17 protein-coding genes are annotated in these 16,815 nt (G+C 66.9%); 6 read left to right on the forward strand and 11 right to left on the reverse strand.

Annotated elements, in window-relative coordinates:
- On the reverse strand, positions 1 to 758 hold a 758-nt coding region (locus ACTJJX_RS30755; RefSeq protein ID WP_126869177.1), incomplete at its 3' end, for a serine hydroxymethyltransferase.
- A 215-nt stretch (positions 759 to 973) separates the two neighbouring features.
- Between ACTJJX_RS30755 and ACTJJX_RS30760 the strand changes: the two genes are divergently transcribed.
- The 3 genes from ACTJJX_RS30760 (at position 974) to ACTJJX_RS30770 (ending at position 6,578) form a co-directional block, all read left to right on the forward strand.
- On the forward strand, positions 974 to 1,615 hold the full coding sequence (locus ACTJJX_RS30760; RefSeq protein ID WP_016852272.1) for a hypothetical protein: 642 nt from the start codon (positions 974 to 976) through the stop codon (positions 1,613 to 1,615).
- An 80-nt stretch (positions 1,616 to 1,695) separates the two neighbouring features.
- Complete coding sequence (locus ACTJJX_RS30765) at positions 1,696 to 2,736, forward strand: threonine aldolase family protein (protein WP_003105702.1); 1,041 nt, start codon at positions 1,696 to 1,698, stop codon at positions 2,734 to 2,736.
- A gap of 1,412 nt (positions 2,737 to 4,148) precedes the next feature.
- The gene (locus ACTJJX_RS30770; RefSeq protein ID WP_016852271.1) at positions 4,149 to 6,578 is read left to right on the forward strand and encodes a hypothetical protein; all 2,430 of its coding nucleotides are present in this window, start codon (positions 4,149 to 4,151) and stop codon (positions 6,576 to 6,578) included.
- Here the strand turns inward: ACTJJX_RS30770 and gbcB are convergent.
- Entirely contained in the window at positions 6,572 to 7,672 is a 1,101-nt protein-coding gene (gbcB, locus tag ACTJJX_RS30775) for a glycine-betaine demethylase subunit GbcB (protein WP_003096769.1), read from the reverse strand. The genes ACTJJX_RS30770 and gbcB overlap by 7 nt on opposite strands.
- A gap of 424 nt (positions 7,673 to 8,096) precedes the next feature.
- Here gbcB and gbcA point away from each other — a divergent pair, with 424 nt between their 5' ends.
- The 3 genes from gbcA to ACTJJX_RS30790 all read left to right on the forward strand — a co-directional run bounded on the left by gbcA (position 8,097) and on the right by ACTJJX_RS30790 (position 10,402).
- Complete coding sequence (gbcA, locus tag ACTJJX_RS30780; RefSeq protein WP_003096766.1) at positions 8,097 to 9,386, forward strand: glycine-betaine demethylase subunit GbcA; 1,290 nt, start codon at positions 8,097 to 8,099, stop codon at positions 9,384 to 9,386.
- A 274-nt stretch (positions 9,387 to 9,660) separates the two neighbouring features.
- On the forward strand, positions 9,661 to 10,221 hold the full coding sequence (locus ACTJJX_RS30785) for an HdeD family acid-resistance protein (RefSeq protein ID WP_003096765.1): 561 nt from the start codon (positions 9,661 to 9,663) through the stop codon (positions 10,219 to 10,221).
- A gap of 4 nt (positions 10,222 to 10,225) precedes the next feature.
- Positions 10,226 to 10,402, forward strand: a complete 177-nt coding sequence (locus ACTJJX_RS30790; protein ID WP_003096763.1) for a hypothetical protein — start codon at positions 10,226 to 10,228, stop codon at positions 10,400 to 10,402.
- On the opposite strand, the gene ACTJJX_RS30795 is transcribed toward ACTJJX_RS30790, so the two are convergent.
- From ACTJJX_RS30795 to dgcB, 9 genes are all read right to left on the reverse strand, one after another.
- Positions 10,399 to 10,689 carry a cell division protein ZapA gene (locus ACTJJX_RS30795; protein WP_003105708.1) on the reverse strand — a complete coding sequence of 97 codons (291 nt, stop codon included), beginning with the start codon at positions 10,687 to 10,689 and terminating at the stop codon, positions 10,399 to 10,401. The two genes, ACTJJX_RS30790 and ACTJJX_RS30795, sit on opposite strands and share 4 nt — an antisense overlap.
- Entirely contained in the window at positions 10,686 to 10,919 is a 234-nt protein-coding gene (locus tag ACTJJX_RS30800) for a hypothetical protein (protein WP_003105710.1), read from the reverse strand. Before ACTJJX_RS30800 ends, ACTJJX_RS30795 begins: the two co-directional genes overlap by 4 nt.
- Positions 10,920 to 11,014: 95 nt before the next feature.
- Complete coding sequence (locus ACTJJX_RS30805) at positions 11,015 to 11,248, reverse strand: hypothetical protein (protein ID WP_003105712.1); 234 nt, start codon at positions 11,246 to 11,248, stop codon at positions 11,015 to 11,017.
- Between the two features lie 13 nt (positions 11,249 to 11,261).
- Positions 11,262 to 11,666, reverse strand: a complete 405-nt coding sequence (locus ACTJJX_RS30810; protein WP_003114450.1) for a hypothetical protein — start codon at positions 11,664 to 11,666, stop codon at positions 11,262 to 11,264.
- 31 nt (positions 11,667 to 11,697) lie between these two features.
- Entirely contained in the window at positions 11,698 to 11,904 is a 207-nt protein-coding gene (locus ACTJJX_RS30815; RefSeq protein WP_003096753.1) for a helix-turn-helix domain-containing protein, read from the reverse strand.
- A gap of 7 nt (positions 11,905 to 11,911) precedes the next feature.
- A complete protein-coding gene (locus ACTJJX_RS30820; protein ID WP_003096751.1) occupies positions 11,912 to 12,481 on the reverse strand; it encodes a hypothetical protein in 570 nt (189 codons plus the stop codon).
- A 124-nt stretch (positions 12,482 to 12,605) separates the two neighbouring features.
- Positions 12,606 to 13,379 (reverse strand): electron transfer flavoprotein subunit beta, encoded by a 774-nt coding sequence (gene etfB, locus ACTJJX_RS30825; RefSeq protein WP_016852270.1) that lies wholly within the window; start codon positions 13,377 to 13,379, stop codon positions 12,606 to 12,608.
- Between the two features lie 35 nt (positions 13,380 to 13,414).
- Positions 13,415 to 14,647, reverse strand: a complete 1,233-nt coding sequence (etfA, locus tag ACTJJX_RS30830) for an electron transfer flavoprotein subunit alpha (RefSeq protein ID WP_010793632.1) — start codon at positions 14,645 to 14,647, stop codon at positions 13,415 to 13,417.
- 118 nt (positions 14,648 to 14,765) lie between these two features.
- The gene (gene dgcB / locus ACTJJX_RS30835) at positions 14,766 to 16,727 is read right to left on the reverse strand and encodes a dimethylglycine demethylation protein DgcB (RefSeq protein ID WP_003114447.1); all 1,962 of its coding nucleotides are present in this window, start codon (positions 16,725 to 16,727) and stop codon (positions 14,766 to 14,768) included.
- Between the last annotated feature and the right edge of the window lie 88 nt (positions 16,728 to 16,815).

A 16,815-nucleotide genomic window follows, 5' to 3' on the forward strand; every position in this document is an offset into this window, starting at 1 on the left:
TTGAGCTTCTTCTCGATCTCCTCGTTGGCGCGCGCCAGGATCAGGCCGCCGCGCGGGCCGCGCAGGGTCTTGTGGGTGGTGGTGGTGACCACGTCGGCGAAGGGGATCGGGTTCGGGTAGAGGCCGGCGGCGACCAGCCCGGCGACGTGGGCCATGTCGACGAACAGCAGCGCGCCGACCTTGTCGGCGATGGCGCGGAAGCGCGGGAAGTCGAGGGTCTTGGAGTAGGCGGAGAAGCCGGCGACGATCATCTTCGGCTTATGCTCCACGGCCAGGCGCTCGACTTCGTCGTAGTCGATCAGCCCGGTAGCGGTGTCCAGGCCGTACTGCACGGCGTTGTACAGCTTGCCGGAGGAGGACACCTTGGCGCCGTGGGTGAGATGGCCGCCGTGGGCCAGGCTCATGCCGAGGATGGTGTCGCCGGCGTTGAGCAGCGCCAGGTACACCGCGGCGTTGGCCGAGGAACCGGAGTGCGGCTGGACGTTGGCGTAGTCGGCGCCGAACAGCTGCCTGGCGCGGTCGATGGCCAACTGCTCGACCTTGTCGACGTGTTCGCAGCCGCCGTAGTAGCGCTTGCCCGGATAGCCCTCGGCATACTTGTTGGTCAGGCCGCTGCCCTGCGCCTGCATGACCCGCTTGCTGGTGTAGTTCTCCGAGGCGATCAGTTCGAGATGGTCTTCCTGGCGGGCCTCTTCGGCGTCCATCGCGGCGAGCAGTTCGTCGTCGTAGCCGCGGATCTGGTCATGCTTGCTGAACATCGCTGGGTCTCCCTGCGGCGCCGGAACCGCGCCGGAATGGCTGCAACGGGACACGCGGTCCCTTTGCCAGCGATGGTATGACCGGCCCTGCCGGCCCAGATGCCTATGCACGCCACGGGGAGGTGCGTTTGCGACATGGCGGTGGGATTCGGCAACCGATGCGGAACGCCCCGGGCTGGCGCTAAACTGCGTGCTCTTCGTCTTGCGAGAACACCATGAAACGCCCGCTGATCTTCCTTTCCGCCGTGCTGCTCGGCGCATCCCTGCAAGGGTGCGGGGGCGGCGATGAAAAGCAGGCCGCCGCGCCTGCGCTGCCGGCCGATTCCTGCACCGGCCATGAACTCGAAGTGGCCTTGCCGCCGGCCGGCAAGCCACTGTTCGGCTACGACTTCCTCTCCCGCCAGTGCGGCTACAACGATGCCACCGTGGTCTTCGGCGCCGCCGACGGCAGCAAGCGCCTGGAGATCGTCCTCACCGACACCGGCCTGCCGGCGCCGCCGACCGAGGGCGACGCGGTGGCCTATCGGGCGGCGCAGGACAAGCTGCGCGAGATGACCCAGAGCAACCTGACCCTGCTCCACAAGACCCGCGAGACCGCCCTGAAGAACGGCACCGCCGAGCGCTTCGGCGGCGAGGACTACCTGCCGCTGATCGATACCACGCGGATGGGCGACCCGCTGGGAGTGATGGTCCCGGCCAAGGGCGAGGAGGGCGTCTCGACCCTCAGCGGAGTGATCAAGAACCGCTACGTACTGACCCTCAGCACCCGCGACACGCCCAATGGCGGCAGCGCCACGGCGATGCGCCAGGTGCTGGTGCCGTTCGTCGAGCAGATGAAGCTGACCAAGCTACCCTGACAGACTGTGCCGGCACGTATCCGTGCCGGCACGACCGCATGGAGCCCCACAAGGGCTCGGCAACCGTTCCAGAGGCCCACATGACCGATCACACCCAACAGTTCGCCAGCGACAACTATTCCGGTATCTGCCCCGAAGCCTGGGCGGCGATGGCCGAAGCCAACCGCGGCCACGAGCGCGCCTATGGCGACGACCAGTGGACCGCGCGCGCTTCGGACTACTTCCGCCAGTTGTTCGAGACCGATTGCGAAGTGTTCTTCGCCTTCAACGGCACCGCCGCCAACTCCCTGGCCCTGGCCGCGCTGTGCCAGAGCTACCACAGCGTGATCTGCTCGGAGACCGCCCACGTCGAGACCGACGAGTGCGGCGCGCCGGAGTTCTTCTCCAACGGCTCCAAGCTGCTGCTGGCGCAGACCGAGGTCGGCAAGCTGACCCCGGCGTCGATCCGCGACATCGCTCTCAAGCGCCAGGATATCCACTATCCGAAGCCGCGCGTGGTGACTCTCACCCAGGCCACCGAGGTCGGTACGGTGTACCGCCCGGACGAGTTGAAGGCGATCAGCGCCACCTGCAAGGAACTCGGCCTGCACCTGCACATGGACGGCGCGCGCTTCTCCAACGCCTGCGCCTTCCTCGGCTGCTCGCCGGCGGAGCTGAGCTGGAAGGCCGGGGTCGACGTGCTCTGCTTCGGCGGCACCAAGAACGGCATGGCGGTGGGCGAGGCGATCCTGTTCTTCAACCGCGACCTGGCCGAGGACTTCGACTACCGCTGCAAGCAGGCCGGCCAACTGGCCTCGAAGATGCGCTTCCTCGCCGCGCCCTGGGTCGGCGTACTGCAGGACGATGCCTGGCTGCGCTACGCCGATCACGCCAACCGCTGCGCGCGGCTGTTGGCCGAACTGGTGGCCGACGTTCCCGGCGTCAGCCTGATGTTCCCGGTAGAAGCCAACGGCGTGTTCCTGCAGCTTTCCGAGCCGGCGATCGAAGCCTTGCGCGCGCGCGGCTGGCGCTTCTACACCTTCATCGGTGAAGGTGGCGCGCGTTTCATGTGTTCCTGGGATACCGATATCGAGCGGGTCCGCGAACTGGCGCGGGACATCCGCCTGGTGATGGGCGCCTGAGTCCGCTCTCGGCCGCCTCTATGAACCGGGGCGGCCGCTCTTTCCTCATCTCCTGTGGATAACTCTGTGGGCTAACTGTTCGGGAGCTATGCAAAAGTGCCCCCGGCAACACCCTCCCTATCTCCGCCGGGGGTGTTGAAAGCCTTTATCCACGCGGTTCCACTCCCATGCCAGGAGAACCTGGCCAATCCACAAACACTGTGGAGTCGAATGTGAATAACGTGTTCGCAGTCGCTTCCGCGCGGCGCCCTGCCGGGCTCTTCGGAGGTTGGTCGGTTTTTGAGCGAAAACAGCCGTTTGTGAACAGAGGATGACGGTTCGGGTGAAACGCGCTGACGAAACGGTGACGGGTATTGTCCCCTCCGGGCCCATGCAAGCCTGTGGATAGAAAAGACGGGGAGCGAAGTGGGCGCAAAAGTCGAAAACACCCTGCGTGGACGTAACGGCTTGAGGAAAAAGACAAAATTCTTCCGTTCCGAAGTCGCTGGGACAATGGAAGCAATCGCCGAGGGGAATTTCCCCCAATTCCTGTTGAGGTCGATGTGAAGAGCCTGTTTATAGAGTGCGGAGAGCCCGGTGGGGCGAGCCTTTCAGGGAATTGATCAAGAATTGACCGGATGTTCTGTCAACAGGTGGCGGGCTTGCTTTAGGGAGCTTGTGTATAAATGCAGGGTTGCCCACAAAAGGCCTGGAAAGTCTTGTGGACAACCTGTATGGATAGCGCCAGAAGCCGCATAGGGCTAAGCCTGCGGTGGATTGATCAATAAACGATCGGTGCGCATGGGAAGAGCCGGACTGCCTGAGAAAGCAGAGATTTTTCTTCATGCTGTGAATATTTTTTTGTTTTTCCCCACGGGAAGTGTAAAGCCCTGTGGAAAAGTTGTTCGCTCACGCTTGGGGGGGCCGTACGGCGGGGTCTCTGGCGTATTGATCGTTAAATGAGCAGGAGAGTGCGGCCAGGCCGAGCGTGCGGCGAAGTGCGATTTACCCGGAAGGAAAGCCGGATGGGCTTGCGGAGCTCTCGCGCCACGGAGGAGGTATTGTCGGTATGTTGTTTCTGGACCCGCAGGACATAGAGGAGGCGATGGATTGCACAACTTGTGGATAAGTCTGTGATCAACCTAGCCTGGAAAGGGCTTCCCGGAGGCAGGGACGGGCTGAGTAGCCGGCCCTGAAATGCACTTGAATTTGTAGAATTTATCTTTTATTTCAAATGCTTGAGTGAACACATGGCAGACATCCAGGCGGCGAAGAAACACCTGTATGGAATTCCAGTCCGAATGTGGACAACCTTGGCGCCCTGGTGTTTTCCAGTATGAGAAGGTCAGCTTCGCCTTGGCTCTGGTGGTTGGTCGGAGCCTTGATTACCCTTGGCTTTTGCCAGGAAAGTGGGATGGATCATGGATGATCGGATGTCAGACAAGCCGCTCGGCCGCTTGTTGCTCGAAGGCCTCGGCGAGATCGCCTGGATCGCCGTGCTGGTGGCCCTTGGCGTCCTCCTTCCGTCGCCGCTGGTAGCGCTGGGTTGGGTGCTGCTGCTGGGCGCCGAGTGGGCCACGGATCGTTGGCGCGGCAAGGTGCCGTATCGCCTGCAACAGGCGCTGTTCTTCTGGGTTCTGGGTGGCGGCATCGCCCTGGGCCAGGCACTGCCGGGCTTCTGGCTGGGACTGGGCGGTGGCTTGCTGGCGGTGATCGGCGGCGTGCTGTTGCAGATTCGCTTCGAGCGCGGCCTGCGCCTGGAGCGCCAGGCTCCGCAAGCGCTGGACGTACCCCTGCCGGCCGGAGGTAGCGCATGGGGCGGCGAAGCGCCCGAGCGGACCCCCGAGGGCGAGGCGATCCGCCTGTTCGACGGCGGCGAGATCGCCATGGGCGGCCCGCTGGTATGCCACTACCTGATGCCCGACGGCTGTTTCATCCCCGACTGCAATCCTTCGGCACGCTTTTCCAGCGATGGCCGCCACTTCGTTTCGCCGATACCGAGCCGAGGCGCGTGGGGCCTGGCGATCTTCGACCGGCAGGAGCGGTTGCTCTACCGCTGTGCCGTGGACAACTTCTGGGAGCTGGACAGCGTCACCGAGCGCGAGGTGATCGGGCGGCACAGTCCGCTGACGTCCAACGCACCGCAGCGCCTCGAGCTGCAGGCGCTCAAGGCCGGCAGCGAGGCCGAGGCCTTCGTTGCCATCGGCGACCTCTGGCTGCCCGAAAGCGAATGGCAGCGCTGGAGCGGGGATCTGCGCGCGCAACCGCTACCGTCCCCGCTTGGCGGGCCCGCGCTGGAAATCCGCCCCTGGCTGCCGGCCAGCCTGCTGGCCCTGGACGATCCTTTCGCGCCGCTGCGCGCCAACCGCGGCGAGCTGTGGATAAACGGCGAGGCCAGCGGCCTCTACCTGTCGCGGGAAGCGCCGCCATTGGCTTGGAACGATGACGGCCGGGCGCTGGCGCTGCAGGCAGCAGGCGAGCCGCTGGGGCAGGATGCCTACTGGCTTTGGCGAGAGGACGGCGGCCTGCGTGCGCTGGGCGCGCCGTGGTCGGCGTTGCCCGCCGAGCCCCATGCCGGCGGGCCCGAACTGCTCGGGCTGGAGGATGGCTGGCTGCGTTTCGGCCTGGACCTGGCGCAACCCTGCCTGACCTACGAACGCTACGGCACGCTGGGTTCGTACAGCCATTCCAGCCTCTACCTTCTGCACGCTCGCGATGCGGACGACCGGCCGCGCTGGCGCGAGGCCGACATGCCGCGCCTGGACCTGTTGCTGCCCCTGGATGGCGCGGCCGGCAGGCCGGGATGCCTGTTGCAGAGCGCACCGCTGGCCGATGGCAGCCGGGCCGTCTGGGAGTGGTTGCGCGACGATCAGGAGGCGGAGCGCGGCGCCTATGCCTTGCGCCTGGGCGACTGGCGCCTGGATGGCGAGTGGACGCTCGACCACCGCGTGTCCGATTGCGGTCGCTACCTGGCCGTGGTGGCCTTCGCCGAGGCGCCGACCCTGCCGCAGCGCCTGGCCATACTCGATAGCCGGGAGCGGCGCCTGGAGTGGCTCGCCGAGCCGCTGGCCGATCTACACCTGCAAGGTTTCATCGATGGCCAGGTGCATTTGCTCCACCTGCTCGGCCGCAACGCCTACCAGCCGCCGGGCGGGCCGGGCGAAGGCGACCCCGGCCTGTTGCGCCGCTTCGACGAAGGCTTGCCCGAGCCCGGCGCCTGGCACGCATTCGGCCGCTTCCACGACGACTGGCGGCATTACTACGAGCAGGCGCGGGTGGCGTTCGATGGCACGGCCTGGCGGCTGTGCCCCACGTCGCGCTGGCTGGACGCAGCGCCGCGGCCCTGGAGCGACGGCGACTTCGTCTTGCCGTCGGTGGGCGCGGAAGACGCCGCCTGGGGCTTCGGTTTCCACTACGAGGGCATGCACCGCGACGAGGACGTGCGCGCCGGGTTCAGCCGCGACGGCTACCTGCTGACCGCGTCGGGCATCGGCTTGGGCAACCTGGCGGCGCCAATGATCTGGTCGGCGGACGGTCGCTACCTGGCGCTGACCCGGCACGTCCAGCGCTACGAGGAAAGCGACCTGGAACGGGACCAGTGGCGCCTGCTGCTGCTCGACGTGCAAGAGCGGACGTTGCGTCGCTACCGCGACGACCTCGGCGAGTACCCGTGCTTCGACAGCTTCGACGACGACCTGTGTTTCCGCTGCGCGGGGACGGGGCGCTACGTGCTGGCCCTGGACTCGCTGCTGAAGGCTCCCGCCGAGCCGCTGCAGGCCTGCGCCGGACGCTGGCTGCCGGCCGAGGAACTGCCGCGGCGGCGCTACTGGGAGCGCCTGGCGTTTCCCTCGCGCCCTCAGTAGTCGATGACCACGTCGCCCTTGGGCACGCTGCAGCAGGAGAGGATGTAGCCTTCGGCGACATCCTCGTCGGTGATCCCGCCGTTGTGCTCCATCTCCACCTCGCCGGCGGTCTTCATTACCTTGCAGGTGCCGCAGATGCCCATCCCGCAGGCCTTCGGAATGTGCAGGCCGAGCTTGGCGGCGGCGGCGTGCACGGTTTCCCCGGGGCTGACGCGGATGCTCTTGCCGGTGGCGGTGAATTCCACCTGGTGCTGGTCGGCGACCGGTACCTCCGGCGCCTCGGCGGCTTCCGCGGCCAGTTCCCTGACGTCGGCGCGGACCTCCGGCGGAGTCGGCCCGAAGGCTTCCTCGTGGTAGCGGCTCATGTCGTAGCCGTGGCCCTGCAGCAGGTGCTTCACCGCGCTCATATAGGGCGTCGGGCCGCAGCAGAAGATTTCCCGCTCGAGGAAGTCCGGGGCGATCAGTTCCAGCATGCGCAGGTTCAGGTAGCCACGGTAGCCGGCCCAGGCTTCGCCGAGGCCGTGGCGCTCGCAGATGATGTGCAGGCTGAAGTTGTCGATCCGCGAGGCCATGTGCTCCAGCTCGCGGTGGTAGATGATGTCCTTCGGCGAACGGGCGCTGTGGACGAAGACCATGTCGACGTTGGCGTTGGTGTCGAAGAACCAGCGCGCCATGGACATTACCGGGGTGATGCCGACCCCGCCGGAGAGGAACAGCACCTTGTCGGCCGGGAAGTCGATGGCGTTGAACAGGCCGACCGGACCGTGCACCGGTAGCTCCTGGCCTTCCTTGAGGTTGTCGTGCAGCCAGTTGGAAACCCGCCCGCCCGGCACCCGCTTGATGGTGATGGAGAAGCTGTAGGGCACCGAGGGCGAGCTGGAGATGGTGTAGGAGCGCATCACCGGCTCGCCGTCGATCTCCAGCTCCAGGGTGACGAACTGGCCCGGCTTGAAGAAGAACAGGATCGGCTGGTCGGCCATGAAGCAGAAGGTGCGCACGTCCCAGGTTTCCTGGATGACCTTGACGCAGCGCACGAGGTGCCGGCCGTTGGCCCAGGTCTGGGTGGTGACCGGATTGAGGAAGTTGCTCGACATGATGATCTCTCCGTGCGCACGGGGCCGAACGATGGCCTGATGGGGCGGATTGTGCGCATCGCCGTGGCCGCTCATTTACCTGCCAGCGACATTTACATGCTTATCGCGACCTGCCTGCTGGGGCGCGGCCCGGAGCGTCGGAAACGGATGCGGTCATGTCGCCCATGGATAAGGTCGGCGGCGGGCGCGGGCCCACACTCCAGACCAGCCGAGACGAGGGTTTGCATGAACCCCGGGAGGGTAGAGCCCGGACGTGTAGAGCGACTGACCTTCATTCCCGCCACGGCGGGGCCCGTCCATCGGCAGGGCGGGATTCCGGACGCCGCGCCGGGATGAGGAAGGCTGTGAACGCCACCTTGCGTAGCAACCGTATCAGCCACTTTTTCCGCCGCCACCCGCGCGGGGGCGGCATGAGGAGTTACCGATGGACGTCACTTCCACCCTGAGTCTCGGCGATCCCCTGGAACCGGCCCGCAAGGCCACCGCCGACATGCTGCGCAGCCGCGACCACAGCTTCTCGCTGCCGCAGCCCTTCTACTGCGACCAGCGCCTGTTCGAGATCGACATGCAGGAGATCTTCCACAAGGAATGGCTGATCGCCGGCATGACCTGCGAGATTCCCGCCAAGGGCAATTTCCTCACCCTGCAGATCGGCAAGAACCCGGTCCTGGTGATCCGTGGCGCCGAAGGCCAGGTGCATGCCTTCCACAATGTCTGCCGGCACCGCGGCTCGCGCCTGTGCGTGAGCGAGAAGGGCAAGGTGGCCAAGCTGGTCTGCCCCTACCACCAGTGGACCTACGAACTGGATGGCCGCCTGCTGTTCGCCGGCACCGAGATGGGCGCCGACTTCGACATGAAGGAGTACGGCCTGAAGCCGATCCAGGTGAAGACCGCCGGCGGCTACATCTTCATCAGCCTGGCGGAGAACCCGCCGGCCATCGACGACTTCCTGGCGACGCTCGAGCACTACATGGAGCCGTACGACATGGAGAACGCCAAGGTGGCGGTGCAGACCACCATCCGCGAAGCCGCCAACTGGAAGCTGGTGATCGAGAACAACCGCGAGTGCTACCACTGCAACGGCTCCCACCCGGAACTGCTGAAGACCCTGCTGGAGTGGGACGACGTCACCGACCCGCGCGCCAGCCAGGCGTTCAAGGACCAGGTGGCGGCCTGCACCAGCGCCTGGGACGCCGAGAAGATCCCGTACGCCCATGCCAGCTTCGGCCTGCGCAATCGCATCGTGCGCATGCCGCTGCTGGACGGCACGGTGTCGATGACCATGGACGGCAAGCAGGGCAGCAAGAAGCTCATGGGCCGGATCAAGAATCCCGACCTCGGCTCGATGCGCATCCTGCACCTGCCGCACTCCTGGAACCACTGCATGGGCGACCACCTGATCGTCTTCACCGTGTGGCCGATCAGCGCCCAGGAAACCCTGGTCACCACCAAATGGCTGGTGCACAAGGACGCGGTGGAAGGCGTCGACTACGACGTGGCGCGCCTGCGCGAGGTATGGGACGCGACCAACGACCAGGATCGTCGGCTGGCCGAGGAGAACCAGCGCGGGATCAACTCCGACGCCTACCAGCCTGGTCCATACTCGAAGACCTACGAGTTCGGTGTGATCAATTTCCTCGACTGGTACAGCGAGCGCATGCTGAACAACCTCGGCGAGGAGTCCGCCCACGTGCGCAAGGTGGCCGGCAGCTGAGCCGGACGAGGCGCCCCCTGGCGGGGCGCCGCTGCGGAGGAAAGGTCATGGACAACCTGCTGTTCTACGTCAGTTCCGCTTTCGTCAGCCTGCTGCTGGCCTGGAACCTGTTCGCCTGCTGGCGCCGCCAGCGGCCGCCGGAGAAGTCCCGGCCCTGAGCCCGCGCGCACGCCTTGCCTCCCGCCTCCGCCCCCTGACAGCCTCCCGGCAAAAGGACTAAGGTGGGAGGACTCAACCTGAACGGGCCGCTCAAGGGCGGCCTCTGGAGGCAAGCGTGGAAAACAATCCCCTGTGGGCCGAACTGGGCAAGCACTGGAAACTGGTGGCCCTGCGCGGCGTGGCGGCGCTGGTGTTCGGCGTCCTGACCCTGCTCTCGCCGGCCCTGGCGCTGACCGTGCTGGTGCTGTTCTGGGGCGCCTACGCGCTGGTGGACGGAGCGTTCGCCCTGATCGCCGCGTTCAACATGCGCAGCGATGGGCAGTTCAACTGGCCGCTGGCGCTGGTCGGGGTGATCGGCGTGGCGGCCGGCCTGGTTGCGTTCTTCTGGCCGCAACTGACCGCCATCGGCCTGCTCCTGATCATCGCCGGCTGGGCACTGGCGATGGGCATCTTCCAGATCGTCGCGGCGATCCGCCTGCGCAAGTCGATCCAGAACGAATGGTGGATGATCCTCTCTGGTGCCATCTCGGTGCTGTTCGGCGTGCTGATGATCGCCAACCCCGGCGCCGGGGCGCTGGCGGTGGTCTGGGTGATCGGCGCCTACGCGGTGTTCTTCGGCGTGTTGCTGGTCATGCTCGCGCTGCGCTTGCGCAAGACTTCGACCCTGAAGGCCTGACGCGGTGGCGGCGAAGCCGGCGGAGGAAACGCGCTGGTGCCTGTGGCGCCAGGACGACAACGGCAATGCCTTCGTCATGCGCCGCGACCTGACGCGCGACGAGGCCTGCGCGCTGGTCAAGGACTACCAGGCGCGCGGGCATCGGCAGCTGTATTGGGCGAGTCCGCAGGCGCGCGACTAGCCGGATGCCCCGGCGATCCGCTCGACCAGCGCTTCCAGGCGCTGCTCCACCGCCCGCAGGCGCGGCGACTCGCCGTCGTTCGCGCCGAGCTGGCGGGCGCAGAGATTGAGCGCGGAGAGCACCACCAGCTCGTTGCTGGTGACGTAGGGAAACTTGCGCTTGTTGGCGTCCACTTCCGCTTGCAGCAACGCGGCGGCGTCCGCGAGGGCCCTCTCCTCGCCGGCCGGCACGCGGATCGAATAGTCCCGGCCGAGGATCGACAGGACCTGGACGCCGTCGCGGCTCATGCGCTAACCGGTTGCTGCGCGCTGAGGCGCTCGACCAGGGCTTCCAGGCGGGCCTGGGTGCCGCTCTGCTTTTCTTCCTGCTCGAGCATGGAGAGTTGCAGGGTTTCGTTTTCCTCGGTGGCCTGGCGCAGCTGCTGCTGAAGCTGGTCGTGGCTGTCGCGCAGGGCCTGGTTCTGTTGCAGCAGCTCGGCTACCAGGGTTTCCAGGCGTTCCAGGGTGTTCTCCAGCATGATCTCGTCCCAGTCGTTCAAAGGGCGCGCAGGATAAAGAAAAGCGCCTGCCGAAGCCAGGTCCGTGGTCGGTTGCCAGGCTTCGGCACCCGGCTTCACCAGTGAAAGCTGCCGCCCAGCGAGTAGTGCCCGGGGTCGGCGACGAAGGGATCGCGATCGGTGGCCGGCGGGCAGTTGCGCCGTTTCAGGCAGTCTTCGGCGCGCTCGGCGTAGCTGCGTTCGTCGCCGCTGACGCGGACGTCCGGAAGGATGCCGGAGAAGGAGGGATAGCCCTGGGCGCAGCCGACCAGGAACAGGAACGGCAGGAGAGGGAAGAGGCGTCGGCTCATGGGGATACTCCGATCATTGAGGTTGCTCGACGATGCGGCGGATGGTGCCGCCGCAGATGTCGGTGAAGCAGCGGTCGTAGTCGGAACTGCAGTTGAAGTTGCCGGAGCCGCCGAAGCCGTTGTAGCCGAACGAGGAGGAATAGCCTGGCGCCAGGCATTCCTTGCGCGCCTGCTTCTTGCTCTTGCCCTGGCTGCAATAGTGGTAGCTGCGCCGTTCCGCTTCGCGCAGGCGGTTTTCGTTCTGCCATTCCAGGCGCGCGAGGCTTTCGCACTGGCTCTGTTGCGTGCGGCACTGGGCGACGCAGGTGCGTCCCGCTTCGCTCGGCGGCATCACGTACTGGTAGCGGACGGAGGGGCCGCAGCCCGAGATCAGGGCGAGCGCGAGCGCAACGCCCGAGAGGTTCAGGTGTCTGTTCATGGTTTCTGGTTGGGAAAGGGTGGAGCGGGGATCAGTCGTCCGCGACGTATTCCAGGATGTCGCCCGGCTGGCAGTCCAGGAAGGCGCAGATCTTCTCCAGGGTGTCGAGGCGGATGCCCTTGACCTTGCCGTTCTTCAGCAGGGACAGGTTCTGTTCGGTGATACCGATGGCTTCCGCCAGCTCCTTGGAGCGGACCTTGTTCTTCGCCAGGATGACGTCTAGTCGGATGATGATCATGAGGTCGTCATATGAAGGCTCTTACTTCTTCGTCCAGTTTCCTGGCTTCGCTCATCATCAGGCCGAACGAGCAGAGAAAGATCGCCTTGAGAAACTCGTAGGCCGCTTCGGAAGTGAGTCCTATCGAAACGCTCAGGACACGCTCGCCGTCGGGCAGGTCGAGAGATAGTACAAGACCTTGCAGCGTATTGATAAATGGCTGGAGCAAGAGTGCCAGGAAGGACAGCAGGCCGATGTGCACCAGGGTCCTGGCGTTGCGCTGCGACCAGCGTTCGCCCTTGGCCAGGCGGCGGAAGAACAGGCCGGTGAGCGCCAGGCCGAACGCGGAAAGCAGGGTCGGCAGGTAGTCCAGCAGCATCAGCAGCGCCCGGCTGCTCCAGGACAGGACGAAGCCGTCGCTGGCCAGGCGCGGCATTTCATCGCTCCAGGCCTGCAGGTAGCCCTGCTCGCTGAGGCCGGAGAACCAGAGGTGGGTGTTCGCTCCGAGTTCGATGCAGGCCATGCCCCAGGCCAGGATGGCGCAGAGCATGCCGAGCAGATAGAGCTTGTGGTTGCTGAGATGCGTGGACAGCGCCATGCCGGGTTCCCCTGTGTGTTTCGCGTCTGGATGGCGAAACTAGGGAATAAATTATCGTAATACAATAATTTATCGTCACCACGCCATAACTTGTGATCTGGCGCACAGTGCGTTCTGACCCGCTTCAGCGGATCACGCCTTCCTCGCGCAGGAGCTTGAAGATGGCTTCGGCGCCGGCTTCCGCCGAAAGATCCTTGAGTACCTGCCCGGTACCGCCGGAGGCCTTGGCGGTGGCGGCTTTCATTCGCTCGGCGCCGGTCTTCGCCTTGATTACCTTGAGCCGCTTCGGTCGCGGCCGGGCCGGTTGCAGGCTGTCTTCGGCGAGCAGCGGGTCGTCGACCACCTCCACCTCATGGGCCTCGACCTCGCCACGCCGCGCCGGGCCGAAGGCGCTCTGCCGGGCCGCCGGTGCGGCGTTGTCGACGCTGGCGACGAACGGCAGGCGTACCCGCAGTCGGCGTCGCTGGCCGCGAGGCAGAGCCTGGAGGACCTGAGCGCTGCCGTCTTCGACCTTCTCGACCTCGGCCAGGCCGACCACCAGTGGCCAGCCCAGGCGCTCGGCGAGGAGGAAGGGCAGCATCCCGGAGCCTTCCCCGGTTTCCGCCTGGCTGCCGGTGAGCACCAGTTGCGCGCGGGAGTCGCGCAGGTGCTCGGCCAGTGCGGGCAGGGCGTCGGCGCCGGCCGGCTGTTCCAGCACGGACAAGCGTTCCAGGCCCATGCCGAGATAGCCGCGCAGCGCCTCGGCGTGCGGGTCGCCGGCGTGCAGCACCTGTAGGCGTGGGCCGCTCAGGCGCAGGCCGAGTTCCACCGCGCGGGCGTCCTGTTCGGCACGGCGCGGGCGTCCGGAGGCGGGATGGGCGCCGATGGAGACCAGCGCGACGATGTTCAGCTCAGTCATGGTTCGATACCGATGAAAGGTACGTGGAAGCGGGTTCAGGCCGCATCGCGGGCGGCGCCGTTGCGGTGTGCCTCGGCCAGGCGGATCAGCGCGCGGAGGATTTCCGTCGAGTCGCCGATCACCGAGAGATCGGCGCGCTTGATCATGTCGCAGCCGGCGTCGCGGTTCACCGCCACCACCTTGTCGCAGGCGCCTATGCCCTGCAGGTGCTGGATCGCCCCGGAGATGCCCACCGCCAGGTAGACCCGCGCGGTGACCCAGGTACCGGTGGCGCCGACCTGGCGGTTGCGCGGCATGTGCCCGTCGTCCACCGCCACCCGCGAGGCGCCCTCGGTGGCGCCGAGGACGGCGGCGGCCTGGTGGAACAGCGTCCAGTCCTGCACGCCGTTGCCGCCGGAGAGAATGAATTCGGCCTCGGCCATGGGAATCCGCGCCGGGTCCACGGCCACCGGGCCGAGGTCCTCGATGCGTGGCAGGTTGCGCGCCACCTGCTCGGCCATGTGCAGTTCGCGAACCTCATGGCGGGTCTCGCTGACCGGCTCGGCGCATTCCGCCGCGGCCAGCAGCAGGCGCGGCAGGGCGCGCTGGATGTCCTCGCGGCCGGCGCCGGCGCGGCCGATGCAGCGGCCGTCCTCGACCTGCCAGACGCGACCGGCCGGCCGCTCGCCGAGCGCGGCGGCCAGGCGCCGGCCCAGTTCGCCGCCGCCGTTGCGACTGTCCGGGAACAGCCAGTGGCGCGGGGCGAGCTGGTTCTCCAGGTTGCGCAGGGCGAGTATTCGCTGCTCGGGCGTGTAGCCGTCGTACTCGCCGCCGGAGAGGTGCAGCAGGCGGTCGACGCCGGCGCTGTCGAAGGCGCTTTCCTTGTGTTCGCCGAACACCACGGCGAGCACCGCGCCGTCGTTGCCGGCGAGCTTGCGGGCCAGTCCGAGGAGGTCCTTGTCGTGGCTGGAGAGACGGCCGCCGACCATGTCCGGGACCACCGCGACGAGGAATGCCGGTTGCTCGACCACATGCAGCGGCAACTGCGCTTCCTGCGCTACGCTGGCGCGGCGCACGCCGCTGCCCTGCTGGCCGCCGGAGCGATCGATGCGGCGGATGCCGTTGGGGCCGACGAAGCCGACGGCGTGCGGGTTCTTGCGGATCACGCCGTGGGGGCCCATCCAGCGCACCTCGCCGCCTTGGGCGGACTGCATGGCCGCATGCAGCGGATGCAGGCGGTTGCGGGCGATCCATTCGGCGCGTGGATCGCGACGGACGATATCGTTCATGCGGAATGCTTCCTGTGGCTGCGGCTACCCGATCCTGCGGCCCCCTCCCTGGAGGGAGAGGCCGCTATCCGTGCTGCCCCGGTCAGCAGCGGGTTCGATGTGAAGCTCGACACTCTCATCAATGCACCTCCGCCACGGCTTCACGCCGCAACGGCTTTTTTGCCGGCGCTTCCGCCTGTTCTATCAGCGCTTCCGCTACCAGCTCGGCGATGTCCTTGATCTCCGGCCGCGGCGCCACTACGCCTTCGAGCATCGCGGTGCACTGCGGGCAGCCGACGGCCACCAGCTCGGCGCCGGTCTCGCGGATGTCGGCCATGCGCATGTCGGGAATCCGTTGCTTGCCGGGGATGTCGGTGATCGGCGCGCCGCCACCGCCGCCGCAACAGCGCGAGCGGAAGCCGGAGCGTTGCATTTCCTTGACCTCGATGCCGAGTGCGCGCAGCACGTTGCGCGGCGCCTCGTACTCGCCGTTGTAGCGGCCCAGGTAGCAGGGGTCGTGGTAGGTGACGCTGCCGGCCTTGCTGCGGCCCGGTTGCAGCGTGCCGGCGCGCAGCAGTTCGTCGATGAAGGTGCTGTGGTGCAGTACCTGGTAGTCGCCGCCGAGGGCGCCGTATTCGTTCTTCAGCACATGGAAGCTGTGCGGGTCGCAGCTGACGATGCGGGTGAAGCGGTATTTCGCCAGGGTCGCGATATTGCGCCTGGCCAGGTTCTGGAAGGTCGCCTCGTCGCCCAGCCGGCGCGCCACGTCGCCGCTGTCGCGCTCCTCCAGGCCGAGCACGGCGAAGTCCACCGCGGCTGCCTTGAGGATCTTCACGAAGGCGCGCAGGGTGCGCTGGTTGCGCATGTCGAAGGCGCCATCGCCGACCCAGAACAGCACGTCGGCGCTCTTCTTCTCGCTCATCAGCGGCAGGTTCAGGTCGGCCGCCCAGTTCAACCGGCCGCCGGGGGCGAAGCCTCCGGGGTTGTCGGTGGCGATCAGGTTGTCCAGCACCTCGGCGCCCTTGTTCGGCGTGGCGCCTTTCTCCAGGGTCAGGTGGCGGCGCATGTCGACGATGGCGTCGACGTGCTCGATCATCATCGGGCACTCCTCGACGCAGGCCCGGCAGGTGGTGCAGGACCACAGGGTGTCGGCGTCGACCAGGGCCTTGCCATCCAGCGCGACGATCGGCTGGTGCGGGCCGCCGCCGTGCTCGCCCAGCGGTTTGCCTGGATAGGGGCTGCCGGCGAACTTCGCGTCGTTGCCTCCGGCCAGGCCGATGACCATGTCCTGGATCAGCTTCTTCGGGTTCAGCGGCTGGCCGGCGGCGAACGCCGGGCACATCGCCTCGCACTTGCCGCACTGCACGCAGGCGTCGAACCCGAGCAACTGGTTCCAGGTGAAGTCGCTGGGCTTTTCCACGCCCAGCGGCGCCTGCGGATCGGCCAGGTCGAGCGCCTTGAGGCCGGTGGAGCGGCCGCCGCCGAAGCGTTCGGCGCGGCGGTGCCAGGCCAGGTGCAGGGCACCGGCGAAGGCGTGCTTCATCGGCCCGCCCCAGGTCATGCCGAGGAACAGCTCGGACACGCCCCAGGCCACGCCAATGGCGAGGAGGCCGGCGAGGAACCAGCCGCCGAAGCCTTCCGGCAGGATCCCGGCCACCGGCAGGGTGGCGAGGAAGAAGCTCGCGGCGAACGCCAGCAGGCTCTTCGGCAGGCGCATCCAGGGGCCCTTCGACAGCCGCGACGGTGGGTCGAGGCGGCGGCGGGCGACGAACAGCGCGCCGACGAACATCAGCGCTGTGGCCGCCAGCAGGGCGAAGCCGAGGATCCGGCCGTGCAGCCCGAAACCGTGCACCAGGATCGCCAGCAGCGCCGCCAGGACGAAGCCGCCGGCGGTGGCGACGTGGGTCCTGGACATGTACCTGTCGCGCTCTACCACATGGTGCAGGTCCACCAGGTAGCGACGCGGCATCTGCAAGAGGCCGCCGATCCAGTCGACCTTGGCGGGTCGGCCGCGGCGCCACATGAGGAAGCGCTTCGCGGCGCCGAGCACGGCAAGTGCCAGGGCGGCGAAGAGCAGGACGGGGAGGAGGGTGTCGAGCATTTCTGGTCTCCCTGCGGGACGTCAGGCGGCGCTGGATCGGCCTCCTCTCCCGCTTGCGGGAGAGGGGGGCCGGCCGTGCCGGTCGGAT

Source organism: Pseudomonas sp. 22490 (genome assembly GCF_052044465.1).
GTDB lineage: Bacteria > Pseudomonadota > Gammaproteobacteria > Pseudomonadales > Pseudomonadaceae > Pseudomonas > Pseudomonas aeruginosa.